The 26,277-nt window shown below is 59.9% G+C and carries 39 protein-coding genes; 3 read left to right on the top strand and 36 right to left on the bottom strand.

Annotated elements, in window-relative coordinates; translation table 11 throughout:
- Nucleotides 1-184: 184 nt before the first annotated feature.
- The 26 genes from DWY03_RS03195 to DWY03_RS03090 all read right to left on the bottom strand — a co-directional run bounded on the left by DWY03_RS03195 (nt 185) and on the right by DWY03_RS03090 (nt 15,240).
- Nucleotides 185-2,494, bottom strand: coding sequence for an AAA family ATPase (locus DWY03_RS03195; protein ID WP_117839876.1), 2,310 nt, complete (start codon nt 2,492-2,494; stop codon nt 185-187).
- Nucleotides 2,494-3,513 (bottom strand): HNH endonuclease signature motif containing protein, encoded by a 1,020-nt coding sequence (locus tag DWY03_RS03190; protein WP_117839875.1) that lies wholly within the window; start codon nt 3,511-3,513, stop codon nt 2,494-2,496. Before DWY03_RS03190 ends, DWY03_RS03195 begins: the two co-directional genes overlap by 1 nt.
- Before the next feature lie 5 nt (nt 3,514-3,518).
- A complete protein-coding gene (locus DWY03_RS03185) occupies nt 3,519-3,779 on the bottom strand; it encodes a hypothetical protein (protein ID WP_117839874.1) in 261 nt (86 codons plus the stop codon).
- Between the two features lie 31 nt (nt 3,780-3,810).
- Nucleotides 3,811-4,137, bottom strand: coding sequence for a DUF3310 domain-containing protein (locus DWY03_RS03180; RefSeq protein ID WP_158558608.1), 327 nt, complete (start codon nt 4,135-4,137; stop codon nt 3,811-3,813).
- 23 nt (nt 4,138-4,160) lie between these two features.
- A complete protein-coding gene (locus DWY03_RS03175; RefSeq protein WP_117839872.1) occupies nt 4,161-4,352 on the bottom strand; it encodes a hypothetical protein in 192 nt (63 codons plus the stop codon).
- Nucleotides 4,349-4,522 carry a hypothetical protein gene (locus tag DWY03_RS10050; RefSeq protein ID WP_156058422.1) on the bottom strand — a complete coding sequence of 58 codons (174 nt, stop codon included), beginning with the start codon at nt 4,520-4,522 and terminating at the stop codon, nt 4,349-4,351. The genes DWY03_RS03175 and DWY03_RS10050 overlap by 4 nt, the downstream gene beginning before the upstream one ends.
- Complete coding sequence (gene dut / locus DWY03_RS03170; RefSeq protein WP_197032769.1) at nt 4,522-4,983, bottom strand: dUTP diphosphatase; 462 nt, start codon at nt 4,981-4,983, stop codon at nt 4,522-4,524. The genes DWY03_RS10050 and dut overlap by 1 nt, the downstream gene beginning before the upstream one ends.
- 164 nt (nt 4,984-5,147) lie before the next feature.
- Nucleotides 5,148-5,393 (bottom strand): hypothetical protein, encoded by a 246-nt coding sequence (locus tag DWY03_RS03165; RefSeq protein ID WP_117839871.1) that lies wholly within the window; start codon nt 5,391-5,393, stop codon nt 5,148-5,150.
- Nucleotides 5,386-5,640, bottom strand: a complete 255-nt coding sequence (locus tag DWY03_RS03160; protein WP_147334496.1) for a hypothetical protein — start codon at nt 5,638-5,640, stop codon at nt 5,386-5,388. Before DWY03_RS03160 ends, DWY03_RS03165 begins: the two co-directional genes overlap by 8 nt.
- 80 nt (nt 5,641-5,720) lie before the next feature.
- Complete coding sequence (locus tag DWY03_RS03155; protein WP_117839869.1) at nt 5,721-6,230, bottom strand: hypothetical protein; 510 nt, start codon at nt 6,228-6,230, stop codon at nt 5,721-5,723.
- A 46-nt stretch (nt 6,231-6,276) separates the two neighbouring features.
- Nucleotides 6,277-6,492: a hypothetical protein gene (locus tag DWY03_RS03150; protein WP_117839868.1), complete on the bottom strand. Its 216-nt coding sequence runs from the start codon at nt 6,490-6,492 to the stop codon at nt 6,277-6,279.
- Nucleotides 6,489-6,719, bottom strand: coding sequence for a helix-turn-helix domain-containing protein (locus DWY03_RS03145; protein ID WP_117839867.1), 231 nt, complete (start codon nt 6,717-6,719; stop codon nt 6,489-6,491). The genes DWY03_RS03150 and DWY03_RS03145 overlap by 4 nt, the downstream gene beginning before the upstream one ends.
- Nucleotides 6,716-6,940 carry a hypothetical protein gene (locus DWY03_RS03140; RefSeq protein ID WP_117839866.1) on the bottom strand — a complete coding sequence of 75 codons (225 nt, stop codon included), beginning with the start codon at nt 6,938-6,940 and terminating at the stop codon, nt 6,716-6,718. Before DWY03_RS03140 ends, DWY03_RS03145 begins: the two co-directional genes overlap by 4 nt.
- On the bottom strand, nt 6,937-7,347 hold the full coding sequence (locus DWY03_RS03135) for a hypothetical protein (RefSeq protein WP_117839865.1): 411 nt from the start codon (nt 7,345-7,347) through the stop codon (nt 6,937-6,939). The genes DWY03_RS03140 and DWY03_RS03135 overlap by 4 nt, the downstream gene beginning before the upstream one ends.
- 5 nt (nt 7,348-7,352) lie before the next feature.
- Nucleotides 7,353-7,808, bottom strand: a complete 456-nt coding sequence (locus tag DWY03_RS03130; protein WP_117839864.1) for a helix-turn-helix domain-containing protein — start codon at nt 7,806-7,808, stop codon at nt 7,353-7,355.
- A 1-nt stretch (nt 7,809) separates the two neighbouring features.
- On the bottom strand, nt 7,810-9,417 hold the full coding sequence (locus tag DWY03_RS03125) for a DEAD/DEAH box helicase (protein WP_117839863.1): 1,608 nt from the start codon (nt 9,415-9,417) through the stop codon (nt 7,810-7,812).
- A gap of 3 nt (nt 9,418-9,420) precedes the next feature.
- A complete protein-coding gene (locus DWY03_RS03120) occupies nt 9,421-9,957 on the bottom strand; it encodes a DUF669 domain-containing protein (protein WP_117839862.1) in 537 nt (178 codons plus the stop codon).
- A 3-nt stretch (nt 9,958-9,960) separates the two neighbouring features.
- Nucleotides 9,961-11,022 (bottom strand): ATP-binding protein, encoded by a 1,062-nt coding sequence (locus tag DWY03_RS03115; protein WP_117839861.1) that lies wholly within the window; start codon nt 11,020-11,022, stop codon nt 9,961-9,963.
- Nucleotides 11,022-12,428 carry an AAA family ATPase gene (locus DWY03_RS03110; protein ID WP_117839860.1) on the bottom strand — a complete coding sequence of 469 codons (1,407 nt, stop codon included), beginning with the start codon at nt 12,426-12,428 and terminating at the stop codon, nt 11,022-11,024. The genes DWY03_RS03115 and DWY03_RS03110 overlap by 1 nt, the downstream gene beginning before the upstream one ends.
- A complete protein-coding gene (locus DWY03_RS09990) occupies nt 12,367-12,885 on the bottom strand; it encodes a hypothetical protein (protein WP_117846406.1) in 519 nt (172 codons plus the stop codon). Before DWY03_RS09990 ends, DWY03_RS03110 begins: the two co-directional genes overlap by 62 nt.
- Nucleotides 12,882-13,088, bottom strand: a complete 207-nt coding sequence (locus tag DWY03_RS03105; RefSeq protein ID WP_117839859.1) for a hypothetical protein — start codon at nt 13,086-13,088, stop codon at nt 12,882-12,884. Before DWY03_RS03105 ends, DWY03_RS09990 begins: the two co-directional genes overlap by 4 nt.
- Nucleotides 13,089-13,097: 9 nt before the next feature.
- Complete coding sequence (locus tag DWY03_RS10045) at nt 13,098-13,247, bottom strand: hypothetical protein (protein ID WP_156058424.1); 150 nt, start codon at nt 13,245-13,247, stop codon at nt 13,098-13,100.
- Nucleotides 13,237-13,566, bottom strand: coding sequence for a helix-turn-helix domain-containing protein (locus DWY03_RS03100; protein ID WP_117839858.1), 330 nt, complete (start codon nt 13,564-13,566; stop codon nt 13,237-13,239). Before DWY03_RS03100 ends, DWY03_RS10045 begins: the two co-directional genes overlap by 11 nt.
- A 985-nt stretch (nt 13,567-14,551) precedes the next feature.
- Nucleotides 14,552-14,689: a hypothetical protein gene (locus tag DWY03_RS10040; protein WP_156058426.1), complete on the bottom strand. Its 138-nt coding sequence runs from the start codon at nt 14,687-14,689 to the stop codon at nt 14,552-14,554.
- Between the two features lie 133 nt (nt 14,690-14,822).
- Nucleotides 14,823-14,996 (bottom strand): hypothetical protein, encoded by a 174-nt coding sequence (locus tag DWY03_RS10035; protein WP_156058428.1) that lies wholly within the window; start codon nt 14,994-14,996, stop codon nt 14,823-14,825.
- A gap of 52 nt (nt 14,997-15,048) precedes the next feature.
- Nucleotides 15,049-15,240, bottom strand: a complete 192-nt coding sequence (locus DWY03_RS03090; protein ID WP_117839856.1) for a hypothetical protein — start codon at nt 15,238-15,240, stop codon at nt 15,049-15,051.
- A 135-nt stretch (nt 15,241-15,375) separates the two neighbouring features.
- Between DWY03_RS03090 and DWY03_RS03085 the strand changes: the two genes are divergently transcribed.
- The 3 genes from DWY03_RS03085 (at nt 15,376) to DWY03_RS03075 (ending at nt 17,150) form a co-directional block, all read left to right on the top strand.
- Entirely contained in the window at nt 15,376-15,621 is a 246-nt protein-coding gene (locus DWY03_RS03085) for a transcriptional regulator (protein ID WP_197032770.1), read from the top strand.
- 2 nt (nt 15,622-15,623) lie between these two features.
- A complete protein-coding gene (locus DWY03_RS03080; RefSeq protein ID WP_117839855.1) occupies nt 15,624-15,893 on the top strand; it encodes a hypothetical protein in 270 nt (89 codons plus the stop codon).
- Between the two features lie 126 nt (nt 15,894-16,019).
- Nucleotides 16,020-17,150 carry a tyrosine-type recombinase/integrase gene (locus tag DWY03_RS03075; protein WP_117839854.1) on the top strand — a complete coding sequence of 377 codons (1,131 nt, stop codon included), beginning with the start codon at nt 16,020-16,022 and terminating at the stop codon, nt 17,148-17,150.
- A 78-nt stretch (nt 17,151-17,228) separates the two neighbouring features.
- Here DWY03_RS03075 and rpsO read toward each other — a convergent pair whose 3' ends face one another.
- From rpsO to hemW, 10 genes are all read right to left on the bottom strand, one after another.
- Nucleotides 17,229-17,507: a 30S ribosomal protein S15 gene (gene rpsO / locus DWY03_RS03070; RefSeq protein WP_035138510.1), complete on the bottom strand. Its 279-nt coding sequence runs from the start codon at nt 17,505-17,507 to the stop codon at nt 17,229-17,231.
- Nucleotides 17,508-17,645: 138 nt separating this feature from the next.
- Complete coding sequence (gene recO / locus DWY03_RS03065; RefSeq protein ID WP_117839853.1) at nt 17,646-18,395, bottom strand: DNA repair protein RecO; 750 nt, start codon at nt 18,393-18,395, stop codon at nt 17,646-17,648.
- Between the two features lie 15 nt (nt 18,396-18,410).
- Nucleotides 18,411-19,478: a GTPase Era gene (era, locus tag DWY03_RS03060; RefSeq protein ID WP_197032771.1), complete on the bottom strand. Its 1,068-nt coding sequence runs from the start codon at nt 19,476-19,478 to the stop codon at nt 18,411-18,413.
- A gap of 12 nt (nt 19,479-19,490) precedes the next feature.
- Complete coding sequence (locus tag DWY03_RS03055; protein WP_117639888.1) at nt 19,491-19,868, bottom strand: diacylglycerol kinase family protein; 378 nt, start codon at nt 19,866-19,868, stop codon at nt 19,491-19,493.
- A 9-nt stretch (nt 19,869-19,877) separates the two neighbouring features.
- Nucleotides 19,878-20,387 carry an rRNA maturation RNase YbeY gene (gene ybeY, locus DWY03_RS03050; protein ID WP_117654802.1) on the bottom strand — a complete coding sequence of 170 codons (510 nt, stop codon included), beginning with the start codon at nt 20,385-20,387 and terminating at the stop codon, nt 19,878-19,880.
- On the bottom strand, nt 20,384-21,370 hold the full coding sequence (locus tag DWY03_RS03045) for a PhoH family protein (protein WP_117839852.1): 987 nt from the start codon (nt 21,368-21,370) through the stop codon (nt 20,384-20,386). Before DWY03_RS03045 ends, ybeY begins: the two co-directional genes overlap by 4 nt.
- A complete protein-coding gene (locus DWY03_RS03040) occupies nt 21,351-22,643 on the bottom strand; it encodes a MiaB/RimO family radical SAM methylthiotransferase (RefSeq protein WP_117839851.1) in 1,293 nt (430 codons plus the stop codon). Before DWY03_RS03040 ends, DWY03_RS03045 begins: the two co-directional genes overlap by 20 nt.
- A 9-nt stretch (nt 22,644-22,652) precedes the next feature.
- The gene (gene dnaJ / locus DWY03_RS03035) at nt 22,653-23,801 is read right to left on the bottom strand and encodes a molecular chaperone DnaJ (protein WP_117837145.1); all 1,149 of its coding nucleotides are present in this window, start codon (nt 23,799-23,801) and stop codon (nt 22,653-22,655) included.
- 81 nt (nt 23,802-23,882) lie between these two features.
- Nucleotides 23,883-24,986, bottom strand: coding sequence for a DnaJ domain-containing protein (locus tag DWY03_RS03030; protein WP_197032772.1), 1,104 nt, complete (start codon nt 24,984-24,986; stop codon nt 23,883-23,885).
- A 58-nt stretch (nt 24,987-25,044) separates the two neighbouring features.
- Nucleotides 25,045-26,277, bottom strand: a complete 1,233-nt coding sequence (gene hemW / locus DWY03_RS03025; protein ID WP_117837146.1) for a radical SAM family heme chaperone HemW — start codon at nt 26,275-26,277, stop codon at nt 25,045-25,047.

The following is a 26,277-nucleotide window of genomic DNA, read 5'->3' as shown; positions in this document are numbered from 1 at the left end:
GACCGTTAGCCACACGCGTACGAGTGCGGGCGCGGCTTTAGCCCGCACGCACGTGTCTGTACTCACCCTTGGGTGTAGGGTACAAACCCCTATTACGTAGTAATAGGTTTGTACCCCTGTTTTTGTACCCCTACAAACCTGTAATACCTAGGGTTTGTACCCCGTGGGTTATATAAATCAGAACCTAGTTCGAAAGGTCGATTTCACCGTCGAAATCAAGCGCCTGATTGTTCTTGTCATAGAGCAAATCGGTGCCTTCCTTTACTCGGAATGGACTCCATTTTGCGTTGTTTCCAGTTGCGTATTTCAGCGCCCTCATGTCAAAGGGTTTGCCCCTGAACTCGACCTCGCCGATGCGCTCGAGCACGTTGACCCTTGTCGGTTCAACCCCGTCCTCGGCGCACTGCCCCATTGCCTCACGGATCAGGCTCACCTTCTGCTGCTGCTCCGATTTGAAGGTCTTCTGGGATGCCTCCCTACCCTTCGAGTGGCTCGCCCTCGGGTCGTACTCGCCCTCGCATTTCAAGTCCGCCAAGGCACCCGTCTCATCCGGTAAATGAACGGGATACTCGAACCACAGGTTCTTGGGCTTGAAGCTGCGGAACTCGCGAAGCGTGCCCTCGATGCGCCACGCCGCCCATCCGCGCGACGATTCCCGCAAGCCCTCGTGGATGGATTCGAGCTCGCGGCGCAACTCGATGGGTGCGCCGTTTGCCGACTCGTTCGCCCACTTCTGCAGATCGTCGGCGGAATCGATGCCGACGAACTTCTCATCCGAGCGCCATTCCGGCAAAAACCTGTCGAAAGCATCCCAGATCGCGTGCTGCCTGCGCCAGTCGTAGTGCGCCTTGGTGCACTCGTCCGTCAGCTCGAGCGCGGTCATGTCCAGCAGCGCGTCCGGGTCTCGCGCGAACACGCCGGAGCCGGACGCGCGGTCCATCGAGCGCTTCTGTCCCTGCAGGCCCTTGGAGTGGTGGTGGCAGTAGATGACGGCGCACCCGACCTGCTGGGCGACCTTGTCGAACTGGTTGCAGAACGCCGCCATCTGGTCGGCGCTGTTCTCGTCTCCCGTGATGACCTTGTAGATGGGGTCGATCACCACGGCGATGGGGCGCGTCTTGAGCGCCCGGCGGATGAGCGACGGCGCCAGCCTGTCCATGGGGACGGAGCGCCCTCGCAGGTTCCAGATGTCGATGTTGCCGACGTTCTCGGGCGCGTAACCGAGCGCCCTGTACACGTCTTTAAAACGATGGAGGCAGCTCGCGGAATCGAGCTCGAGGTTGACGTAGAGCACCCTCCCCTGCGCGCACTCCCAGCCGAACCACGGCTTTCCCTCGGCGAGCGACACGCACAGCTCGATGAGCGCGAACGACTTGCCCGCCTTGGACGGCCCCGCGATAAGCATCTTGTGGCCTTGGCGCAGCACTCCGTCGATGAGCGGAGGCGCGAGCTCTGGCATGTTCTCCCACTCGGATGCCAGGTTCTCGGGGTCGGGCAGGTCGTCGGTCGTCTCCTGCATCCAGTCCCACCACTCGGCCCACGACGCCTTGCCGCACGGTCCGCTCACGAGGCGCTGCCGCTCGCCCGAGCGCATGGCACCGGGCATCCTCGACAGGCGGCTCGGGTTCTTGTTCTGGGTGTCGGGGTCGAGACCGTTCTTGCGGCAAACGTCGTACAGGCGCATGACGCGGTCGCGGTACTCGTTGTAATCGCGGGCGTCGACCTTCACCACGGCGTGCAGGCTCTTCTTTCCGGAATCGACGATTGCGGCGCACGGCAGCTGAAGCTCCTGCATGAGCGCCAGCTGCTTCTCCTTGGGCAGCGTGTCGGACTCGACCAGCGCGTACTTGAACTCGGAGACGTTCGCGTTGCCCACGCCCTTGCCGTCGAGCGGGTTGATGCGGATCCATGCGCCGGCGCGGTCGTCGTATGAGCCCAGGGCCTGCTCGATGGAGCCGTACTTCTTCAGCTCGCGCATCAGCTCGCCGGCGGTGCGCGAGTAGCAGCCCTTGGACTTGGGGAGCCACTTGCCCTCGCGGTCCCAGCTCTCGCACACGTAGCCGACCACATCATCCTCGTCGAACAGGTGGCCGAGATACTCGACAAGCTCCTCGGGACCTGCCTTGTCGGTCTCGGGCAGCTCGACCGGCTCCACCCATGACGGGTCGATGAGCGCGGTCGAGATCTCGCCGTCCCACGACAGCGCCTCGCCCATTCCCTGGGACATGCGCGGGGGGACCCATCCGCGCTCGGTCGCCATCTTCGCGAGCGTGCCCGACTTGACCCTGGTCTGCCCCGAGCCGAATCCGCGCCATTTGCGCTCGCACTCGCCCTCGTGGTACCTGCCGGCGTCCCTGCGGCTCCACTCGTCCCAGGCATCGAGCGGAAGCCCGCTCTCATGGAGCGCCATGCCGACGTCCAGCCATTCCTGGTAGTTCAACGTGGACGGGTCGATTGCCGAGAGCGCGTCCAGAAGGTCGCTATGGTCTTCCATCAGCTCTTCTCCTTTCTGAATTTCCTCTTCCTGCACTTTGGGCAATACTTCCCCCGCACGCTCAGCTTCTCGAATGTCGCACCGCATTTCGCGCACACGGCGATGCCGTAGCTGCGTTTAGCCTTGCGCCCCGAGTCCAGGCACTCGCGGCAGGTGCGCTGCGCCTTGTACTGCGGCCTGTATGTCTTGCCGCAACACGGGCACTTGCGCGGCCTCAGCTCGGCGGTCACGATCGCCTCGTTCAGCTTCGCCATGGAGACGGCGGTGCGCAGCGACTCGGCATCGTGGTAGGGAATGTTGTGCCTGTTGATGAAAAGCCGCTGCGCCTGCGTGACCATCACGAGGTTCTCGGGGTCGAAGTTCGTCATGTCGCGGTCTCCGAACATGACGCTCTCGCCCTTCTGGAGCTTTCGACCGTTGACCTGCTCCCAAATGAGCCGGTGCTTCGGCTTCCACCATCCGTGGGGGCGGTCGTCGGCATCCTCCTTGGGCACCTTGACCTCGATATACCCGTCCCTGCTCACGCGCTCGGTTCCTATGGGACACTCGTTGTGGACTTCCTCGCCCTTCTTGAACTGGCACCTGCGGATGTTCGCAAGCTTCGCCTCGTCCTTGACGTAGTCGGTCAGCTTCTTGCCCTTGTTGGGCGGAACGGTGCCCGGCGCGAACCTGCCTCCAAACGTGCCCTGCTTCAGGCCCAGCGTCGCCTCGCGGTCTTTGAGCTGGGTAACCCTCAACCTTATATCGAACCTTTTATCGAACTCGTCGATGATCTCGCCCTGGCTGTGACCGGGAACGAATTCACGCAGGAACTCGTCAAACTCCGGATGCTCCAGCCAGCGGACGGTGGTGCTCATCAGCTTCACGCCGTGCCTGGACGTATAGCTCTGTGCCGTCTCGCGCTTCGGTCGGTAGCCGAAAGCACACTCGAACGAGGCGAGAAGATCGTCCCATGAGCGGAATCGCGGAGCCATGTCGAGAAGCCACGCATGTTCCGCCTTCGTCATGACCCTGCTCATCGTCTTTAGGCCTTCAGCATCGCGGGGACGCTCGCGAGCTTCGCGCCGGCCATCTCGGAGCGTGCGCGGATGATGACCACGGCGGTGTTCGCGTTCTCGATGGCGCGTGCGCCCACATCGGACACCGCCTTCGCGCGGTTGATCTCGCGCTCGATCGCCTCGTCATCGCCGCTGATGTCGAGCGACATCAAGTTGTCCAGCTCCTCGAAGAAGATGCCCTGGAGTGCGCTCAGGTCGGTCGAGCGCACGGTCTCATGTCCTGCCATCTGTCTTGTCCTTTCCCTCTCTTTTGCGAGCTCATCGGTCTTCAACGCTCTTGCCGACGATAATGCGGTCGGCCTTCATCTGCGACTTCACGCACGGCTTGATCTCCTTGCGCAGCCTGTACAGACAGTCGATTGCCTTGTCGATGTACTCGAGCGTCTTGCCCTTGACCATGCACCTCCACATGTACTTGAATGCGCAGCACCACCACCAGATGGACATCGTGCTGCACAGCACCATGGCGGCAGGCCACATGGCGAGCGCCGACTTCATGGCACGGGAGCACGTGATGAACCCATCACCTCTGTAGTGCTCGGGACACCCGGCATCCCTCGTCAGCGTTATCTCGTTTTCAGTCATATCGATTCCCATCACTTGGCACATCAGCGGTTCTCCCTGTCCAGACCGAAACACTCGGCTATCGCGGAGACGCGCCTCTCGAACTCGACAACGGCTTCATCGGCGAGATCGGGACCGACCTTCGTCCAAAGCCACGTGCTCATTCCCTCCAAGAAAACGACCGCGCGTGCGGCTTCCATCAGTTTCTTCTGGACTAGCTTGTCGACGCCGTTCATCGCTCGACCTCCTTCGACTCCCAGAAATTGCACCTGTTCCACGGTTGGCACTCGTGCGGCAGGTTGTGCCAGCACGTCAGGTACTTGACCTCGACCACGGTGCTCTTGGTCGTGTGCGGGTTCTTTGCGAACCTGCACGTGGCGCAGCGCTTCCCCACCTGATCTGCCATCACATCGCCCCCGTGCTACCGTAGCCGTCCTCGCCGCGAGAGCTTTCCGGCAGGCTGTCGTACGTTGTAAACACGGCATTGACGAACGGCAGGAACACCAGCTGGGCGATTCGCTCCAGCGGGTAGACCGTGTAGGGCTCATCGCTCAGGTTCACCAGCTTGCAGCGAATCTCGCCGCGATAGCCGGGGTCGATGATTCCCGGCGCATTTGCGAGCGTGATGCCATGGTTGCAGCTGAGTCCCGAGCGAGGTGCCTGGAGCGCGAACATGCCCTCCGGCATCGCCAGATGAACTCCCGTGCCGACCCAAACCGATTTCCAAGGCTCGATGGTAATTGGGTTGGGAATGTTCGCTTTGAGGTCGCACCCGGCGTCTTCCACGCCGTGGGCGTACTTCGGCAAAAGGTCATCGCCGTCAAGCATGATCGGCACGACCTTGAGATTAGGTCCTTTGGGATTCATTTCATTTCTCCGTAAAGACAGACCGCGATTATCGCGGCGATTGAAAAAAGGACGGTCGCCATATACACGACCGTCCTTCCCTTGCTATTCAATTGTTCCGGCCTTTCCAGCTAGAGGTATCTCACCTTAATCCCGAGGTGCTCGCAGATGGTCTCGAATGCCTCTTACGGTCCCATGCCGAGAACGGTATCGACTTCGCTCCAGCTGGTCACGCAACCCTTCTTGCCGTTGTAGCGGAAGGCCATGCACTCGGAATCTAGCCTGAGAAGCCCCCAGCCTCGCTGCACCGTCCACTCGATGTAGTCGATGTAATAGCCCATCTTGTGCTCATCCAGCAGATACCAGGTGGTGTGCCTGCCGATATTGTTTGTCCAGACGCTCTTCTGCGTCAGCTTGTAGACGTCACTCATTTTTCGGCCGCACTCTCTTGCCGCATTTGGGACAGAAGTTCCACTCTCCGCTCACGTGGTAGTGCTCCTCGTCCTCGACCCTGCATCCGCAGACCGAGCACTCGAAGCCGTTGTCGCAGGCTCCCATTTCGTTCTCGTCGTAGACGTTCTCGCACTCGCCGCGGTCGATTAGGTCGGCGATTGCAGCCATGGTCTCTTGGGGACACGGGAAGTCCTCAGAGCCAGTCACGGCCTCATGGAGACGCATCCACCAATCGCCCCAGTGACCCGCGCGTGTATAGGATCTCGCGGCGCAGATTCTCGGCTATCTCGCGGCGCTCTTCGTCGCTAGTGAATGTCATCAAAACCAGCTCCGAACATACAGTCGTAGTCGCACTCCCAGATCTCTCCGTCGCGGCTCATGGTCGCTCCGTACCTCGGAGTACCGCCGTTATCGTCGCCCCAGAAGTGGAAGTGCCATCCCAAAAAGTCGAACTCCTTGTCGTACTTGTCGGCGGCGTACCTCGTGTTGTCGTACTCCTCGTAATCGTCCCACCCGAACTTGCGGGAAAGGTCATCGAACGTGTATTTGGTCGGCTTATCCTTGCCGTCCTCCCACTCGTAGACCTCTGGCCAATACTGCTTGTAGCACCCGACGCGGACGTTGCCGTCTCCCATGACTCCGTGGTGCGAGAACTCGAACCACTCGCAGCCGCCAGAGTGTTTCATGATGTTCGCGTATATGCGAAGTCCAGTAGGCAATGAAGCCTCGTCGGTGTCGCATACGCCTACGTCCTCCTTGTCGGTTCTGCGCTCGCCGTTTAGGTACACGAACGCGCCGTAGTCGCTGTATGCCATGGCTAGACCTCCTTCGCCGCTACATTGCGGCGTTCTTCATCGGTAATCATTCATCTACCTCCACCATCTTGTAGAGCCTGAGCAGCAACACACGCGCCGAACGGATGCTGTTCAGAACGTTCGTCCTGCTTAGTTCGCGTGGCATCTTCTCGTACTCCGGGTGATACGAGTCAATCCACTCCTCGCGATCCTCAACCAGCCTGCTAACGGCTTTTGTGTAGTCGGCGGCTATCTGGGCTTCTTCGGTTATCTCGTAGCTCATTCGTCCACCTTCTCAACAAGGTCACGCGGATCCATACGCATCGCGTCGGCGAGCGCGAACAAGTTGCCCACGCGCATGTCACGCTGGCAACGAATGAGGGCGCTAAGCGCACTGGGCGTGATACCCGCCATCTGTGCCAACTGTTTCTGCGTGAGGTCATGGTCGGCTAGGTAGCGCTTGATAACCTTCTTACTCACCTTGTACCGGGTCGATGCCTTAGCCGTCATTCGTCCTCCTTCGTCAGCTTGCGACCGCAAATCGGGCAGAAGAAAATACGGCGCGATTGGAAGTTGGGCGTGAGGACGCTATACGGATACTCGTTGCAGCGGATAACAGGCTCACCGACGCCTTTCCAAAAGATTGTCATTTCGTAGTCCGCATCATCGGCGAAGTCCACGGGCTCGCCAGTGCAATACGGGCAGGGCTTCGATTTGGTTTCGTCGATCATTCGTCCTCACCCCTCAGCTTGCGAATACGGTCGAGAATGTCCCCGAAAGCACGCTCGTCTTTATGTGTGCAACAGCCATCGTCGTTGTGAATCGAACAATTGACGCATCTGTTAGTGGTGTTGAAATATCGACAGTATGAAGTAACAGCACTGCGTTCTGCCGCTCTTCCCAAGTCCTCTTCCAGCTTCTCCCAGCTGTCAGGCGTGGTGAGGTGCAGTCTCGTCGCTGCGATCCGATGCGTAGAGACCGATGAACCAAAATGCCCAAAGAACCACCATTCATCGGTCACACGCATATACATGGATTTGTCAGTGAAAAACTCGATTCCATCACTGTCGTACAGCACCTTGGTATCAAGCGGAATCTCGCGGCCCTCGGCATCTTTTGGTAGCTCGATATTCGCCATTGCTATCACCTATCTAGCCCAAGCAGTACAAAGGATAGGTCGCGGTAAATGAGGATGCTGCCGCGAACCTTCACGGTCATTAGCTCCCCAAGGCTGCACATCCTGTAGACGGTCCTCAGGCTCACGTTGAAAGCCTCGGCCCATTCGTTGGGCGTTGCATACTCGGGGAGCGTGGATAGGGTCACGCTCTTGTTGGCCTGTGCTGCGTTCTGCGGGGTTGTCTTCTTGGGCCTGTTTACCAAAACGTCCTCGGCCCTGCACTCCGCGACCTTTTTCTTGCTTTCGAGATACAGCTTGTTGGTCTCGATGCATTCGCTTCCGCTTCGCGCGAACCACTTATCCGGCTTCGCCTCATAGAAGAAATCGGTCACATGAAACTGGTTACCGTTCTCGCGGTACATCATGGTTGTGTCGAACGGGACGATCGCACCGTTCGCGTCCTTCGGCAATCCAATCGCCATCTTACTCACTCCTTTCACTCGGTACGTACGTCGCAGGGTTCACGCCACTCGGGATTCGCCAGCCGCTCGCGCTGATTCGGGAAATCATCGAGCTCGCGGCCTCCATCGACCACGTGCCGACATGCTGGAAGCCGCGGCGCTCGAGCAGGCGGATCTGCTTGGGAGAGCTGAGTCCGCTGTCGCGGCGCTTCTTCACTCGGTCGAGCAGTTTGCTTGCCTTGCCGGCGTTGGAGATCTCGGACGCGTCGATGCCGTACTTCTCGAGCGCGGCCTTCTGCTTGTCTGTGGCCGGTGCCATCTCCCAGGCGAATTCGGGGATGTATCCGCTCAGGTCCTCGGCGGCAATCGACATCTCGTACTGCAGCGGGTTGACCAGCTTCGCCTTCTTCTTGCGCTGCTCGGCAAGCTGGTTGGCGAGTGCCTCCTCGCGCTCAGCGACCACCTCGTCAGATGCCTTGCTCTCGACCTTCTGCAGGTCGACCGGGCATCCCGCCTGCTCGACCATTGCGGTCATCTTCTGCGCGACCTCGCGAGAGCTCGTAACGAGCGCTGCAGGGCGAACCAACTCCAAACGCTCGGTCATCCACAGGAAGTCGAGCAACAGCAGGTCGGTCTTGCCAGTCTCGGGCGACAGGCGAGTGCCGCGACCCACTATCTGGGCATAGAGCGCACGGCTCTTGGTCGGGCGGAGGTTGACGATGCAGTCGACGCTCGGGCAGTCCCACCCTTCAGTCAAAAGGAGTGAATTGCACAGCACATCGTATTTGCCGCCGTCGAAGTCTTTGAGGATTTGCGCGCGGTCCTCGCTCTGCCCGTTGACCTCCACAGCGCGGAACCCACATTCATTGAGCAGGCGGCAGAACTTCTGGCTGGTCTTGATCAGCGGCAGGAACACGACCGTCTTGCGTTCCTCAAGCCCGGCGTTCTTCATCTCCTGGGCGATTTGCGGAAGATACGGGTCGAGAGCCGTTCCCAGCTCGTCTGCCGCCCAGTCACCGGAGCGAACCGAGACATTGGAGATGTCGAGCTGAAGCGGCACGGTCTGTGCCTTGATCGGGCACAGGTAGCCGTCCTTGATGGCCTCGGGCATGTTGTACTCGAACGCCAGTGAGTCGAACACCTTGCCGAGGTTCTGGCGGTCACCGCGGTCTGCCGTCGCTGTCACGCCCAGCACTTTCGCGCCGGCAAAGTAGTCGAGCACCGCCTTATAGCTCGATGAGACGGCGTGATGGCACTCGTCGATGAGGATGTGCGTGAACCTGTCCCTGCCGAGCGCCCGAAGGCGCTTCTCGCGGCACAGGGTCTGGACGGATCCGACCGTCACGCGCTCGAATGTCCCCACGCTCGTGTCCTCGGCCTTCTCGACCGAGCAGCGCAGTCCGGTGGATGATTGCAGCTTGTCGGCTGCCTGCTGGAGCAGCTCGCCGCGGTGGGCAAGAATGAGGACGCGACCGCCATCGCGGACCGCGTCCTCAGTGACGCCGGCCATGACGATTGTCTTGCCGGTGCCCGTTGCCTGAACGAGGAGCGTTGCGCGGTCTCCCGCTTCCCAGCGCTCCTCGATTGCGGCTATGGCTTGCTCCTGATAGGGACGCAGGTTGAATCTCATTCCTTAGAAGCCCCCGTTCTGCGCGGCCTGCGCCTGCTGGAAGGTCTGGTTGATCATGCCCTGCAATGCAGGTGAGACAGGCTCTGGGTTGGCGTTGCCGTAGACGTGCTGCTGGGGTGCCGCGGCCTGCGCCTCAGGCTTCATCCACTCGGAAATCTCGTTGTAGGTCTTGTCCTTGTACTCGTGGGTGCCGACCTTGATTTTGCAGCGGCGACCGACCGCGCCGACCCAATCCATCCTCAGCTTCTGCTCCTTGGGGGCATCGACCGCTCGCATCCCGATCGAGACGAAGAACTGGGTGATCTTCCAAGCGCTCTTGGAATTCAGGAACAGGCGGTCGGAGAGCACTCGACCGTTGTCCAAGCGGACGTTCACCTTGGCGATGGGGCAGGCGCACATCTTGTCGCTGCCGTTGAACTGCTGACGCTCGACGTTCTCGACCGTGGCCAAGTACTCACCGGGCTCCATAAGCTCGAACTCGTTCTCCATCGCATCGATTTCGCCGTCCCACTCGAACGACTGACCCATATCGTTTGCCATTTCTTACTCCTTTCGACCGGCTGCCATGCCGGAATTGATGTAGTCGCGCATGCTGTCCCAGGCCGACACCAAAAACTTCGCGAAGTCCTCGGGCAGGGTGTCGACCGGCGTGCCCTCGGGGAAATAACCGCGCGTTGAGATGGCCTCGCTAACCGTCTCCGCGCTGATGCCGTCGCGCCGCATCAGGTCGTAGAGCGGCTTGAGGTATGCCGGGCGCTTCGGCTCGAACGGGTCTGGGATGCTCCGTGCCTGCTCGATCTGCTCGGGCGTGACCGTGGAGACGTTGACCGTCTCGACCACCTGCGGCTGCTGTCGTGCGAATTGCGGGACGGGGATGAACGGTGCCAACTGCTGGTACTCCATGGGAACCTCGTCCGGCAGGCCCCAGCGGTTCTTGGCGTCCCACGTGGCGGCATGGGAGCAGTAGAGCATACGGTTCTTGCCGCCCTGGGCCTTGCCGACCTTGCCGTCCTTGCTTGTGGTGATGACGATGGTCTTGTAGTTGGCAAACAAAACAGCGTCAGCCCACTCCTTGAGCATCGCCGCGACGCTGGCCTTCTTGCCGTCGATGAGCTTCAGGCCCCAGCGATCATAGGCTCCCATCTCATCAGGCTGCTCGAACTTGCTGATGATGGCATGGGCGGTAACGACCACGTTGCAGCCGCGCTCGCACACCTCGCTCAGCAGGTTCAGCAGCTTGCCGAAGCGCTCGGTGACGTAGGTGTAGCCCTTGCCGTATCCGGCATCCTCGATGCTCTTGTAGCCCATGGCGTTGCACACGTCATCGACTGCAAGTTTTTGCGCCCAGTCGGCGGTGTCCAAGACAAGTGTGCCTCCGCACTCCTCGGGGTAATCGCGAATCCACGTGACCTCATCGAGCAGCATCTGCCAACTCGTTGGGGCGGGAAGGCGCGGGACGTCCAAGTAGTCGGACGAGCTTTCGGTGTCGATGAACAGGGGGCTTGGGAATTGAGCCGCCAGCGTCGTCTTGCCGACGCCCTCGGGGCCGTAGATGACGACCTTTTGGGGGCGGAGACGCTGACCGCGGGTGATCTGGAATGTCATTAGAAGCTACCTCCAAATTTCATGGCAGCGGGAATCTTGACCTCGGGAATCTTGATTTCGGGAATCTCGACCTTAATCTCAGGCATCTCGGCCTTCAGCTGCCCGGCGCCCTCGACCACGCGCCCGTCCTCGATGATGACCGAGCAGGTGTCATCGGTCGCCACGCGGGTGCCGATGACCTGAAGGCCCTCGGATTCAGCCCAGGCACCGAACTCGGCGAGCGTCTGCGAGTCCATCTGCTCCAGCTTGTCGACCAGGACGAAACCGCACTCGGGCTTGAGCGAGCGCACGACCGCCGTCGCCACGCGAAGCTGCTCCGCACCGCTCATGTCCGACCAGACCGCGCCGTTGTACACCAGCTTGCCGTCCTCGACCGTCAGGCCGTCCAGCGGCATCTTGGCGGTCTCGAGCAGTTTCTTGCGCTGGTTCTCGACCGCATTGACCTCGCTGTTGCAGCTCTGGTAATCGTCGTTAAGGGATTCGGCATCCTTCAGCGCCTGCTTGCGGCGCTCGTTCGCCTCGACCTTCTGGTTGAGCGCGTCGATGTTGGCGATGCTCTGCTCGATCTCATCGGTCTTCTCGTCCTCGAGGTCGGCTGCGTCCCTGAGAGCAGTCTGGTAGTCCTCGGTGAGCTTCATCAGCTCTTCGGTCTTGCGCTTCAGCTCCTCGTTGAGCGACATGATCTGGCTGTTGAGGCTGTCGCACAGCAAGTTCAGGTTGTCGCGCTGCTGCTTGATGATGCCGACCTTCTCGCGCTTGCGCTGGTTCTCGCCGTTCTTGGCGAGGATTGCCTGCTGCTGCTCGATGAGCTCGGCGGGAGACACGCGGTGGTCGGGGGCATCGGGGAAGAACGGCATCTCCTCTGCGATCTTGTCCTTGGCGCGCTTGCGCTGACCGATGTCTAGGCGCTCGTTCTTCAGTTCGTTAAGCTTCTTGTCCAGCTCATCCAACTCGCCGCCGATGCCGATGATTCGAAGCAGTTCCTGTGCCTTCTCGTTGTCGGTCATGACCATGAACTTCGGCAGGTCGATTGCGAGCTCCTCGATGAAGCTGTCAAGAAGCTTCTGGCCTGCCTTCTTGCCGGATGGGTCGGTCACCGTGAGCGATGCGTTCTTGCCCGAGCGCTCGACCACGAGGCCGTTGCTCAGTTCCACGTGCAGTTTCGCAGGTGTCGCGCTGCCCTCGCGGTTGGGCTTGGACGGCTGCTTGCGCTTGCCGCCGAGCGCCCACGAGATTGCATCGACCACGCTGGTCTTGCCCTGGCCGTTGCGACCGCCGATGACGGTCAGGCCGTTCTCGGTCGGACGCAGCGCCACGGCCTTAATGCGCTTGACGTTCTCGAGCTCAAGCGCCGAGATCTTCACGGGCTCGGGCTTCGCCTGAACCTGTTCCACAGTCTCTTCCATTGTTCTTTTCCTTCTCTCTTTGCAGGCGCTTTCTCGCATCGCGTCTGCGCTTCTTTTCCCTTTGGTACTCGGCCTCGGCCTTCTTCTCGTCCATGCCCTCGCGGATTGCCTCCGCCTGCCTTCGTCTCCAGCAGGCGGGGCAGAGCCCCATTCGCCCGGCATGGGAGTTGGGGCGCACGTCCCATTTCCCGCACGAGATGCAGCGGTGCATCCCCGATTCGGGGTATTTGCCTAGGTTGATTCCGAGCACCCTCTTGGCGTGCTTCTTGATGGCTTCGGGAGACCTCGGCCATCCACGGCCTGTCATCATCTCCGACAGCAGCAGATAGCCGTCCATCCTGTGCGTCCTGATGTATCTGTCCTCGTCAGAGCGCCAGAAATATGAGTTGTCCCTTTTGCGAGGGACAACTACCCCCGATTCCACATTTTCTCCATTGTTTTCGGTCGGTTTCGTCATTGCAGCGCTCCGATTACGTAGAGACGCTTGATCTCACGCATCGCAGCTTCCTTGCTCGCGGCCTTGCTGACGTTGACCAGTAGATGGCGCGAGCAGACGATTCCGGTCGCGCTGCCCCTCGTTGGGCCCTTCTCGACAAACTTGGTCGCGAACCAGCTGCCGTCTCGACCGCGCTCGGCGGTCCATCCAAAGAAGCCGACCATCGGCACCTCCTAGTAGTACATGCCGCTCGGAGCGGTGCCCTCGAGCCATCCCGCGAAGATGAGCCCCGCGATAAGGACGGTCGAGACGATGGCGTTGCGCAGCTTCGGGTTGAGCCGCATCCAGCGGTCCGACAGGAAATCGAAAACCTTAACGGCCATCGGAGCGTCCCTCCATCCACTTGTCGACGTCGACCACCCTTATGAGCGCATTCCTGCTGCCGACCGTCTTGAATGGCAGTCGGCCAGCCTTGTTCTCCGCATAAAGAGTGCTTGCCGAGACCCCCGTATACCTGGACGTCTCGGAAACCGTGTAGGCCATCTGCGGTTGCAGACCCGCCCTGACGGCGAACTTGAGCGCCTGCGATCCGCAGTACGGTTCGAGGTCTTCGAGCTGGTTGCGCAACTTCTCCGCCGCCGCATCCATCGACTGCTGGAACTCGCTGAGCGGATTGGCCCAGGCGCTTTTGGTATGATTCATGCGTCCACCTCCTTTGGTGGGTGTTTGCCTGTGGCTCCCGTTCACTCCCCTGCGTTCCAATTCAAAGGAGTGTTCTCGGAGCCACTCTTCTTTTCTCAGCGCCTTGAGGTGCACATCCTCGCGGTAACGGACGGACAGAGAACGAATCGAGAACCTACGAAGTCTTGATTCGCGGATGCGCACCGCACGACGCTGAGACTTACTGCCAGGCACCGCACCTGACCGTCTGGCTTTTCAACGGAGCCAGCTGCCGAGCCATTGCAGCCGTCACAGGCTCCCCCTGCTCACGGCAAATGGCGGATGCGGTTATCAAAGGTCGCTCCATTCATCCGCTACGCGCCCGTCTCGTCAGGCGGAACAGCTTGGTATGGGTGTCACTGCGTTCCATGTCGCCTGGGGTTGCCAGCCGGCGACACAGGTACCGCCTTGCGATCGGCGTCAAGGAGAAGGCCAAAAAGCCCAGCGCCGATGGCGACGGGTGCGGAGCGGATGAACAGAAGTGCGCTATCTACCAGCGCAAACGTTCGGCGGGGGAACATCGGAATATAGTCCCCGGCATGATCAAGAGGAATTCGACATACCGTCATATGAGGAAACGGGATTTTGCTTCCGTTCCTGAAAGCCCGCGCGCTGCATTTCTGCGCCTGCGGGTCGGTCTCGGTGACTTCGCAGATTTCTGCGAAATGGTCTGGAATAGGATTCCAAGGTTGCTGAGGGTGGCGATTTCGCTCATTTACGAAGCTGCCATACTCAAGCTCATAAGCATCCTTCTAGGGCTTTGACCAAAAGCACGAGGAACAGGACGGCTAAAAGTACGATGACGTTGAGGAACAGGCAGTAGTTAAAGCCCTTCTCAAAGTCTGGAGACCTGCGTTTCACAGCCTGTTCGCCTCATTCAGAGTCGTGATGAAAATCTCTGCGGCCCTGTAGGCCGCGTAGAAAAGCCCGAAGCCGACAATCGGGTGGCGCTCGAACCAATCGGCAATCACAGTCCCATCGCCTCGTTAAGCTCATGGGCGGCATCCAGCCACTCGTTCAGGCGCATGTCGGCGTGCATCCAGTCGGCTTCCATGAAAGCCTCGTAAGCATCGCGTTCGCGCTTCTCAAGCTCCTCAATCGTCATTTCCTTCTCCTTCTTTCTGGTCTTGGGGGACACTCCCCATAGATTTGTCGGCATGAACAGAACTGACCGACATAGCAAGCTAAAAATCGTGGTGGAGACCGTTTCTCGTAAGAAGCGGGTCCTGCGGCGAGTGCTATTTCTCGCTGTTGTCAGCGGGCTTCTCAGCTGCATCCCTCAGCCTTATGCGATGGCTGCGCAGACGCTTTTCTATGTCGTCGACTTTTATCTGAATGCGGACAAGCTCAAATAACAGAGCTACGCACATGCCAGCACAGAAATTGAGCGTCCATTGGACCGTGTCAGGCATCCATTCCTCCTTCCCTTTTGACTTTTAGGGGGTATGGGCTTGGTGGTTTTGGCTAGCAGAAATCAGACACTTCACATCGGACGATCGACGCAACAGCAACGACCTCACTCCAAAGCCACGGCGTTTCGCCAGTCAGCTTGTTGGTAAGCGAATCGGGGGTAATCCCAAGCTCAGCCGCCATCTTCTTCTTGGTATTGCCTGGGCGCTGAAGCCATCCACCTACCTTTTCGGTAATCTTGTCCATACGCTCACCTCCTTCGTTGTTGTTAATTGACAACTCATAAGGTAGTTGTTAATTGGCAACTTTGCAATAAGATTTTTTGTCTATTGGCAATTTTTTTCGGATTGAGTACAATTCAATCGACAGAAGGAGGGTCTCATGGCATTCACCGAAACCCTAAAAGCCGTAATGGATGCGAAGAACCTAAGGTCCGTAGACATTACTTCAGACGAAATCACTGCGCCCTATTTGTCGCGTCTTTTAAAGGGAAAGGTCAAGGAGCCAACATGGCAGAAAGCCTTGGTGATTATCAATTCGCTCGATATGACAGTTGATGAGTTCTGCGATCTCGAAGCAAAGCTAAACGCTAAGCATGATTCAACCACTCAAGACAAGGAGGAATAAACATGGACAACGACACGTTGCTGTTCAGGGATAAAGGCGCCGGCGTCTTTAAGGAGATCTGCATCTTCCCGAACCGGATCACCACGCTCAAGAAGAACCGCTTCTTTGGCACGCATGAAGAGGTGGTTTATCTGAATGACGTCACCGGTGTGTACAGGGTTAAGGGCAAGCAGGTGATCCTGAACAACAGGCTGCGGACGGGCTATGACTACAGGCTGAGCAGCCGCTCCCAGGCGCAGGAATTCGTGAGGGTCCTGAACTCGACCATGTAGTTATAAACAGATTTTCTGTTTATAAAAGAAAGCGCCCCACTAACCCGCCAAGACCAGTGGAGCGCTAAACAATCCCATCCGCATTGCTAGAGTCGGCTATGCCCGACAGGAGGGACTTTTTTAATTATGACACGTTCGTCATGGGGGACGAAGACCAAAATCACCAAGAACAAATGGCGCATCAGGTGGTGCGAGTGGGACGGGCTCAACCGCGTTCGCCGTTCAAAGACGCTCTATCCCTGCACCTCGCGCGAAGCGGACGATGAGCTGCGCCGCCTTTGGCAGCTCCACCACCTGCCGCCCAACGAGCGCGTGATACCGTGCCCGACATTCTCGCAATGCTGGTATGAGTGGTATCTGCCCGAGCTGAACAGCCGCGTGGAGAAGGGAGAGTTAGCCGACAACACGCGCAAGTTGTACGTGACCCAATGGGCGGCGCACATCGAGAAGCGCTGGGAAAAGACGGCGCTCGACAAGGTGGACGTGAACGAATACCAGCTGTGGCTGAAGACGCTGAAGCCGTCCGTTGCCAAACTGTCCAACATCACGGTCGGGAACCTCGTGACGTGCGCCAAACTGCACGGCGTAAAGGGGATTTACTTTAAGGACGTGGCATACAAAATGCCCAAGAACGACAAGACCCCCAACAGTGAACTCGAAGTGTACACGCTCCCAGAACTCCACCAGCTCTTAAAGGAAGTGGAGGGCAAGCGCTATGAATCGAACTGCATCCTCATGGGAATCGGTTCGTGCCGCGTCGGCGAGGCGTCGGCGGCGGGCGTGGATGATATTTCGTTCGAGCGGTACAACGGCCACACCTATGCCGTCTACGACCTCCATCGGCAGTTCGGGTTCAACTCCCAAGGCTTCATGACGCTAAAGACCAAGGACAGCTACCGACCAATCGTCATCCCCGAGCCGTGGAGCCTGCGCCTGCGCGAGATCATCGCAGAGCGCCGGGCCGAGGGCGAGCTCTATCTGGTAGACCGTGGCACCGGCTACCCCTACGACCGCAGTACGCTCAACCAGTTCTGGCGCAAGGACTTTAAAAATGGAGACATAACGGTGCGCTACCTTCCGATGAAGAACCTGCGCAACACGTGGGCCACGGCGATGCTGTGGAAGTACAACGTCCCCGCCCAAATGGTGGACAAGATGATGGGGCACGCAGCCAAGAATATTCTCGGTAAAAATTACGACCGCCCCGACAAACAGATGTTCATCGAGGCGGTCGATAGAGCCTATTTCGGCAATTAGTTAGGTACCCGTAAGGACAAATTAGGACGCAGAACCTTTATGCAAGCGTTCTACCTGCGGGTTTGTACCTATCCGCGACTACTGGATGTTGTCGCGGATGCCCAGAGCCTTGATGAGCTCACGGTACTCGACGATGTCGTTCTTCTTGATGTAGGAGAGAAGACGACGACGACGGCCGACGAGCATGAGCAGGCCACGACGGGTGTGGAAGTCCTTCTGGTGGGACTTCATGTGCTCGGTCAGCTCCTTGATGCGCTCGGACAGGATGGCGACCTGAACCTTGGGGTTGCCGGTGTCGACCGGGGTGTTACCGAACTGGGCAGTCAGCTCAGCCTTGCGCTCTTTGGAAACAGTCATTGTTTCACCTTTCGTTTCTTGTCGCCCGCGGGCGACACTATTCGCCTCGGACTGGGAAGCCGTCGGTGGAGCGAGCATCCAAGGTCGAGGTACCAACAGGTCGGTATGTTACCACAAGCAGACCGCCCATGCGCATCATCACCGACCCAACATGAATTCCATCGCACGGAGGCGCTGGTCGGTGTGCGTCGCAGCCCACACATGCGAAAGCCCGAGCAAGAACGCCGCCGTATGCGGGTCGATTCGCTCGACCATGAGTGCATCGAAGGTCATGGACATGAGGGCGCGCAGCCACTCGACCTCACCGGTCGAAACCAGCTCGGCACCCGGAACGCTCGACGCGCACGAACCGCACATGAGCCCGCCCGCCTGGGGCGAAAAGTACGACAGCATGGGGTCTCCGCACAGCACGCAGGCCGAAAAATCGGGTCGATAGCCCACGTGCGACAGAAGTTTAAAGACAAAGGCCGCCACGAGCAGGTCCATATGTGCCGAGTCGAGCCCACAGCCGACAAGCGTGAGCGCCCGCTGCGTGATGGCAAAGGTAAACGGGTCCTCGGCGTCCTCGAATGAGCACACGCGCGCGACCTCGGCAATCGCGCTTGCGGCGCAGGTCGTCTCGTAATCGGGCGCGGCGCCAACCGGCGCTTCCAAAAGCTCGGCCTGAGAAACAACATCGAGCGAGCGTCCATGTGCGAGCAGCATATCGACGGTACAGAATAATTCGCAGCGCGCCGCCAAGCGCCCACCGGGTTTGCGGGCCCCCTTTGCCACGGCACGAACCTGACGACCCCGCTCGTCAAGCATCGTCAGAATCAGATCGGTCTCTTTGAGCTTGGTCTTGTCGAGCACGAGCACCTTCGTGCGATATGTCCGGGAGCCTGCCATGCGCGCTGCGCGTCCTTAGTCCTCGGCGTTGTAGCCAAAGCGGCGAATCTGGGCCTCGTCGTCACGCCAGCCGGCCTTGACCTTCACGTCCAGCTCCAAAAAGACCTGCGTGCCAAAAATGCGCTCAAGATCGCGACGGGCGTCGATACCGATATGCTTGATCATCTCGCCGCCCTTGCCGATGATGATGCCCTTTTGGCCCTCGCGCTCGACGTAAATAGTGGCGTGCACGCGCAGCACCTTCTTGGTCTGCTCGAGCGCGTCGCAGATTACGCCAACGGAGTGAGGGATCTCATCACGGGTGCGGCGCAAGACCTTCTCGCGCACAAACTCGGCAACGAGCGTCTCGTCAGAAGCGTCGGTACCCATGTCCTCGGGGAACCAACGCGGGCCCTCGGGCAAAAAGTGCGCAACGGTCTCGATAAAGGCATCGACGTTGAAGTTCTTGACCGACGACGTCACGATCTCGTCGTCAAAGTCCATAAGCTCGTGGGCTGCCTTAAGCTGCTCCATGACCTGTGCGGGGTCGGCCTCATCGGCCTTGGTGAGCACCAGGACCTTCTTGGAACGGGCATTCTTGACACGCTCGGCAACCCAGGCGTCTCCCCTGCCGATCGGTTTGGTGGCATCAATCAAAAACGCGACAACATCGACATCGTTCAGCTCGAACAGCGCGCTCTTGTTCAGCTCGGACCCTAGACCGTCCTTGGGCTTGTGGATACCCGGGGTATCGACAAAGACCAGCTGGTAGCCGGGGCGGTTGACGACGGCGCGCATGCGGCGGCGGGTCGTCTGGGCCACCGGCGAGGTGATGGCGACCTTTTTGCCATAGCAGGCGTTGAGCAGCGTTGACTTACCGGCGTTGGGGCGGCCGACCAAGGCCACGAAGCCACTGCGGAAACCGGGCTCAACGTCGCCAAAGCCCGCGAGGCTGTCGTCCTCATCGCACAGGGCGTCGAGCTCCTCGTCGCTCATGCCCTCAAACGGGTCGAACTCCTCGACTTCCTCATAGGCCTCGGTCGCCTTAGCATCCGGGGACTCGTCGTCCAAAATCTCATCGGTAGACTGCATATTGTCGGACATGGGAATCCCTTTCTAAATAAAGCCGAGCGCGTGGGCAAATACCAGCACGCCCACAATCGCGGCGGTGATGGAAAGAACGTATACAGAGGCGGCGGCGATGTCCTTGGCGCGTTTTGCCAGCGGATGGAGCTCCTGGGTCGCCAGATCGACAATGGCCTCCATGGCGGTATTGCACAGCTCGCCGTGAATCACCAGGCCGCAGCAGATGATAATCGTGGCCCACTCGGCAATGTCGAGCCCCACGATGCAGCCGGCAATGACGGTGCACACGCCCGCCACGAGCATGACCTTAATGTTGCGCTCGGTCTTGACGGCGGTGACGAAGCCCTCCATGGCGTAGGAGAACGACTTTAAAAAGGACGGATGGTCCTTGTTCGATCCGGGAATCATAAACGGCTCCTAGTCGTGGGCATGATTGGTGATGGGGCCGACGTGAACCAGTTTGGGATCCTCGCCGCGCTCGAGCGCCAGATCGCGCAGGATAGCGTCCTCGCGGGCCTCCATAACCTCGGCCTCGTCGTCCTCGATGTGGTCATAGCCCAGCAGGTGCAGCATGCCGTGAACGAGCATCAGACGGCACTCGTCAGCGGGGCTATTGCCAAAACCGGGGGCCTGACGGGCAATAACCTGCGGGGCCAAGATGATATCGCCGAGCTCGAGCGTCTCATCGGCGGGAATGTCATCGTCAAAGGCCGAATCGCACTCAAACGAGAGCACATCGGTGGTGCGGTCGATACCGCGCCACTCGTGGTTGAGCTCGTGCATCTCGTCCTCGTCGACATACGAAAGGGAAATCTCGACTTCACGCTCAACGCCCTCGGCGGCAAGCACGACCTCGCAGATGTGCTCCACCTCCTGGGCATCGAGCAGCGTATCGAGCTCGGCATCGTTGCTGATCAATACACTCAACGGGACTCCTTTCGATCGTGTGCGCGCTGCTCACGCGCATCGTCGTATGCATCATAGGCCTCAACGATACGGCCAACCAGGGCATGGCGCACCACGTCGGCACGCTCGAGGTGAGAAAACGCCACATCGTCGACGCGACCCAAAATTCTTTCGACATCGGCAAGACCGCCGCGACGACCCACCAGGTCACGCTGGCTCAGGTCGCCGGTAATCACGAACTTGGAGTTAAAACCCAAGCGCGTCAGGAACATCTTCATCTGCTCAGGCGTGGTGTTTTGTGCCTCGTCGAGTACCACGAAGGCGTCGCTCAGCGTTCGGCCGCGCATGTAGGCAAGCGGGGCAATCTCGATCACGCCACGCTCCATGAGCTCATCGGTGCGTTCACGGTCCATCATGTCAAACAAGGCATCGTAGAGCGGACGCATGTAAGGGTCGATCTTTTCCTCGAGGGTGCCGGGCAAAAAGCCCAAATTCTCCCCCGCCTCGACAACGGGCCGCGTAAGCACCAGACGACCCACCTCGTGGCGCTTGAGCGCGGCGACGGCGAGGGCCATGGCTAGATAGGTCTTACCGGTACCGGCGGGACCCAGGCCAAACGTGATGGTATGCGAGCGGATGGCGTCAACATAGCGCTTCTGGCCGAGCGTCTTGGGACGAATGACGCGGCCGCGATACGACAGCAGCACGTCATCGCGCAGCGACGAAGCGTCGTGCTCGCCATCGCGCAGGACAGCCAAGCAACGCGAGACGTCGTCGGCAGACAGCGTGCGACCGGCAGCCGCCTCACGAAAAGCGTGTTCGAAAAAACGCGCCACGAGTTCTACCTCGTCCGGGTCGCCGCTCACGGCAATCTGGTCACCGCGCGCAACCACATGGGCGCGAACCAAGTCTTCGACCTCGCGAAGGACGCCGTCGCCGGCGCCCAAAACGCGCGAGGGATCAATTCCCTCGGGAACGGTAAGTCTAATCTTCGAGGCTTCCATGGACCTCCCTGCGCGCATGGACCAAGCCGGAATCATCGACTCCGATGATAGCAACATCGAGCAGGCACGGGGCTGTAAGTCCACAGGTATCGTCAAGACGGGCATGATGGAACGAACCGAGCGTCAGGTTGTCACCATACTCGAGCACGGCACGCTCGACAGTGCCCACGCGACGACGAGCATCGGCAATAGCGAGCTCCTGCGCCGTGTCTCGCATACGACGGCTGCGCTCGGCCATAACCTCGGGCGGCACCTGGTCGGGCATGTCGGCAGCAAGGGTACCGGGACGCTTGCTGTAGCGGAACACGTGCATACGCGAGAAACCCACACGGCGGCACAGCGCCAGCGACTCCTCGAACTCCTCGTCCGTCTCACCAGGAAAACCGACGATGACATCGCACGAAAGAGACGCCTGGGGCAAGTTGGCGCGAATCATACGCACCGTGTCCTCAAAGGCCTCCGCACTATAGGGACGACCCATGCGATGCAGGGTCGCCGTACAGCCGGACTGCACGGGCAGGTGCAAAAACGGGGCGATACGCTGCGGATAGCGCGCCATAACCTTAAGCAGGCGCTCAGAGATATCCATGGGCTCGACCGAGGAAATGCGCACATGCGCAATAGTCGTGCGCTCCATGATGGCCTCGAGCAGCTCATCGATTTCGACATGCTCGTCGGTCGCGCTCTTGCCATCGTAGGCACCCAGGTTCACACCGGTCAGCACCACCTCGGGCACGCCGGCCTCCTGGGCCTCGCGAACTTGTTCAAGCACGGACTCGACGGGCACGGAGCGCTCGGGGCCGCGCGCCTTCCACACAATGCAATAGGTGCAGCGATGGTTGCAGCCGTCCTGGATCTTCACGCCCAGGCGAGAGCGACCGAGCGCATCGACCACCTCGCCATCGCTGCAGGCGGGAACGCTATCGGACTCAACGCCCAGCACCTCGCAGACACGTTCGGCGACATCGATCTTGGACGGCTCGGCGATCACGCGATCCGAAAGCTCCAACAGCTCCTCGGGATGCAAATTGACCACGCAACCGGTCACGAGCACATAAGGCTCGTTTGGATGGGCCAGCGCATGACGGACGGCCTTACGTGTCTTGGCCTCGGCCTCGCCCGTAACGGCACAGGTGTTAATGACGATCAGATCGGCATCCTGGGGCTCCACCATAGCAAAGCCCAGGCGCATAAGATCAGCAGTGATACGGTCAGACTCAACCCGGTTGACACGGCAGCCGAGGTTGACGACGGAAATATGGGGTGCGAGCACGCGGGCTCCTTAATCGAGGATATCGTCGAGGGCACTCTTGATACGGTCGGTCACCGACTTCTTACCGGAAGCGACGTCATCGCCCATCTCATCGGCAAAAGCACGGAGCAGCTCGCGTTGCTTATTGGAAAGATTGGTGGGAACGACCACGCGCAGTTGCACGATCAGGCGGCCACGCGAACCGCCACCGCCAATGCGCGGCATGCCGTAATTATTGACGCTCACGGTGTCGCCGTACTGGGCGCCGGCGGGAACCGTCACCTTAACGACCTCGTCGGGCATAATGCCCTCGACCTCGATCTCGCAGCCGAGCGCAGCCTGCGCAATCGAGATATCGCTCACCAGGTACAGGTCGTCACTGTTGCGCTTAAAGCGCTCATGGTCGGCAACGCGCACGTTGACAATCAGGTCGCCCGAAGGCTCGCCGCGAAGGCCGGCCTCGCCAAAGCCGCTCACACGCAGCTGGCGACCGGTCGAAACGCCGGCGGGAATATCGATGTCGATCTTTTCGTGCGAAGGCGTGCGGCCCTGACCGTCGCAGGTCTCGCAGGGATGGTCGATAACCGTGCCCTCGCCATGGCAGTCGGGGCAAGGCGAGGAAGACTGAACCTGGCCCAAAAACGATCGCTGAACCGTCGTGACGTAGCCCGTACCGTGGCAGCGACTGCATTGCTTTTCCTGTGCACCCTCGGCCCTACCGGTACCGTTGCAGTCCTCACAGGGAGCAAGGCGATCATAGCTGATCGTCTTTTTGCAGCCGAGCGCCGCCTCCTCGAGCGTCACCGAAAGCGAGATGGCCATGTCACGTCCGCGACGACGCTCACGACGGCTGCGGGCGCCACCACCGGCACCGCCGCCAAAAAACGACGAGAACAGGTCGTCCATGCCCATGCCACCAAAGATATCGTTGATGTCGACATAACCAGAGCCACCGGGGCCGTCCGCGGTGCCGTAACGGTCGTAGTTAGCACGCTTGTGCTCATCGGAAAGGACAGAATAGGCCTCGTTAAGCTCCTTGAACTTGGCCTCGGCCTCGGGGTCGTCCGAAACATCCGGGTGTACCGTACGGGCTTTCTTTAGAAACGCGCGCTTAATGGTCCGCGCGTCGGCATCCTTATCGACGCCAAGTACCTCGTAGTAATCCCTATTTTCCGACACGACCGAATCCTTCCGACTTTCATTATTGTCACAGTGCGTCCTATACCCAAGCAGGGCCGACCGCAAACAGAGGGTTTGATGTTATTGCATTTGGTACGGCGAAAGCATGGCCCGTTGCGAACAGCTCGCGAACCAAACCGACACGAGCGCGAACATGAAGCCGTTGGCAAAACCGTTGGCAAACTGCATCGCACCGCGCTTCCACCACAGCAGGCTGCGATGAAGCACGCCGTCCGAAAGCACCATGAACAGGCCCATGGCAAACGGAATAAAGCACATCATGGCAAAGGCCGAGAACACGCCCGAGATGGCCGAGAGTACCAAAAACGGCGCCACGATGCCCATCAGGTAAAAACCGGTACGAGCTTTGCCTTCCAAGCGCTCGGCCTCAACATGGGCGCGGCCGACCAGATCGCCGCCCGCGGCACCGTTGGTGCCAGCATGACCCATGCCGCCAATGCGGACCTCGTCGCCATCGTGCGTGCCGGCAGGAAACTCAATCGTCTGCTCGGAGGTTACGCGAGTACGACCGCTGCCGCCGCAATCAGGGCAGGGGTCGGCCACGACCTTACCGGAACCGCCGCACTCGGGGCAGACCGACTGGAACGTACCCGCACCAAACAGGAAGGACAGGTCGACGTCGATGTGGCCGCGGCCACCGCAGCTCGGGCAGGTATGGGCATGCTCAGACGAAACGGAGCCCGAACCGCCGCAGTTGTTACAGGTATCGAAGCGCGTGTAGCGGACGGTCTTGCGGGCACCGCCCTTGGCCTCCTTGGCGTCGAGTTTGATATCAACGACCACGTTGGCGCCGTTCTCGGGATTGTAGGCAGCCTGCCCGCGACGCGGCTGGCCCCAGGCGCCACCAAAGGGAAAACCGCCCTCAAAGGGATTGCCATAGCCCGCGCTGCCGGCGTAGCCGCCGCCATAGGGCGAAGCCGTAGGAGCGCCGGCGAAGGGGTTGCCCGAACGCATGGCGTCGTAGCGCGAACGCTTCTGCTCGTCCGAAAGCACGGCGTAGGCCTCGGAAACCTCTTTAAACTTTTCCTCGGCATCCGGCTCTTTGTTGACGTCCGGATGGAGCTTGCGGGCCTTTTGCTGGAAGGCCTTTTGAATATCACGCGAGGTGGCGTCCTTAGAGACACCCAAAATCTCGTAGTAATCTTTTTCGTTCATCGTCGCCATGCGTGGCAACCTCCTGCTCACAGCAGCGTATATATTCCGGTAATTCTACCCGAGCGGCCTAAGCTAGATCCCAAAACAGCTCGAACAGAACATTTCCATCGAGCCAGCCCAGGTGTGTCGGCGCCAGACGAGCTCGGACATGGCCCGCGAGGACGTCTGCCGAAGTGAAGGGTCCCTCATGGACTCCGAGCGTCTCGGGCACCCAAGTGGCAAGACCCAATTCGAGCGCGCGATCGCAGGCAGCTGCCAGCTCGCCCGTTGGGATGACGCAAGCTGCACGAACCAACAGATCGGACGCAATACCGCGCGTCATGCGACAAGCGAGCATCAGGTCTTCAGCCGCAGCCTCACGCTGCGACAGATATTCAGTCTCGAACGCCGTCGCGTCATCGTCACGTTGCACCAGACGCACGCGGTACGCATCGCCTCGAGAAGAAACACCGGGGAACAACCCTGCAAGACGGTCGAAATCCTCGGCGTCGAGCATGCCCGCGGCAGAGCGACCAAGGCCCAGGTAACCCCGTCCGGTCCAGTAGGCAATGTTATGGGCGCACTCATGGCCGTCGAGCGCATAGCTTGCCACCTCATACGGGTGATAGCCGGCCGCACCCAGACGCTCACGCGCCACATCCATGCACGAAGCTTGAAAATCCTCGTCGGGCTCGACCGACTCGTCGCGGCACGCCATGCGATAAAGGGGGGTCCCCTCCTCAAGCGTGAGCGGGTAGACCGACACATGATGCGGAGCCGCCGCCAGCACGCCATCGAGCGTGCGCTTCCAACTCGCTGCGGTCTGCCCGGGAAGTCCGCACATAAGGTCGCACGACACGTCAAGCCCAGCGTTCTTGACCGTCGCGATGGCGGCAAACGCCCGATCGGCATCGTGAATACGGCCGATGGCGGTAAGTTCGGTGTTATCGAGCGTTTGCACGCCCAGAGAGACGCGTGTGACACCAACCTTGGCAAGCGCAGTGGCAAGCTCGGCGGTCAGCGACTCGGGATTGGCCTCGCAGGTAAACTCAACGGGGGCGCACCACGCACGAATACGCCGCGCCAGCTCCACCAGGCGCTCCCCCGCCAGCGACGGCGTACCGCCGCCAACATAGACGGTGCGGATATGGTCAAGGGCCCCAGCCTTGCCAAAAGCATCGAGGCGCGCGAACAACTGCTCAAAATAGACATCGAGCGCAGCACTCAGGTCGCACGGAGAAAAACTGCGCGAGTCAAAGTCGCAGTACCGGCACTTTTGGGCGCAAAACGGCACGTGCACGTACAGCGCGGTAACGGCCAC

The sequence above is a fragment of the Collinsella sp. AF23-2 genome, from assembly GCF_003459245.1.
In the GTDB taxonomy this organism is placed as follows: Bacteria; Actinomycetota; Coriobacteriia; order Coriobacteriales; family Coriobacteriaceae; genus Collinsella.
The sequence above is the reverse complement of the archived record's forward strand: the minus strand, read 5'-3'. Positions and strand labels throughout refer to the sequence as shown.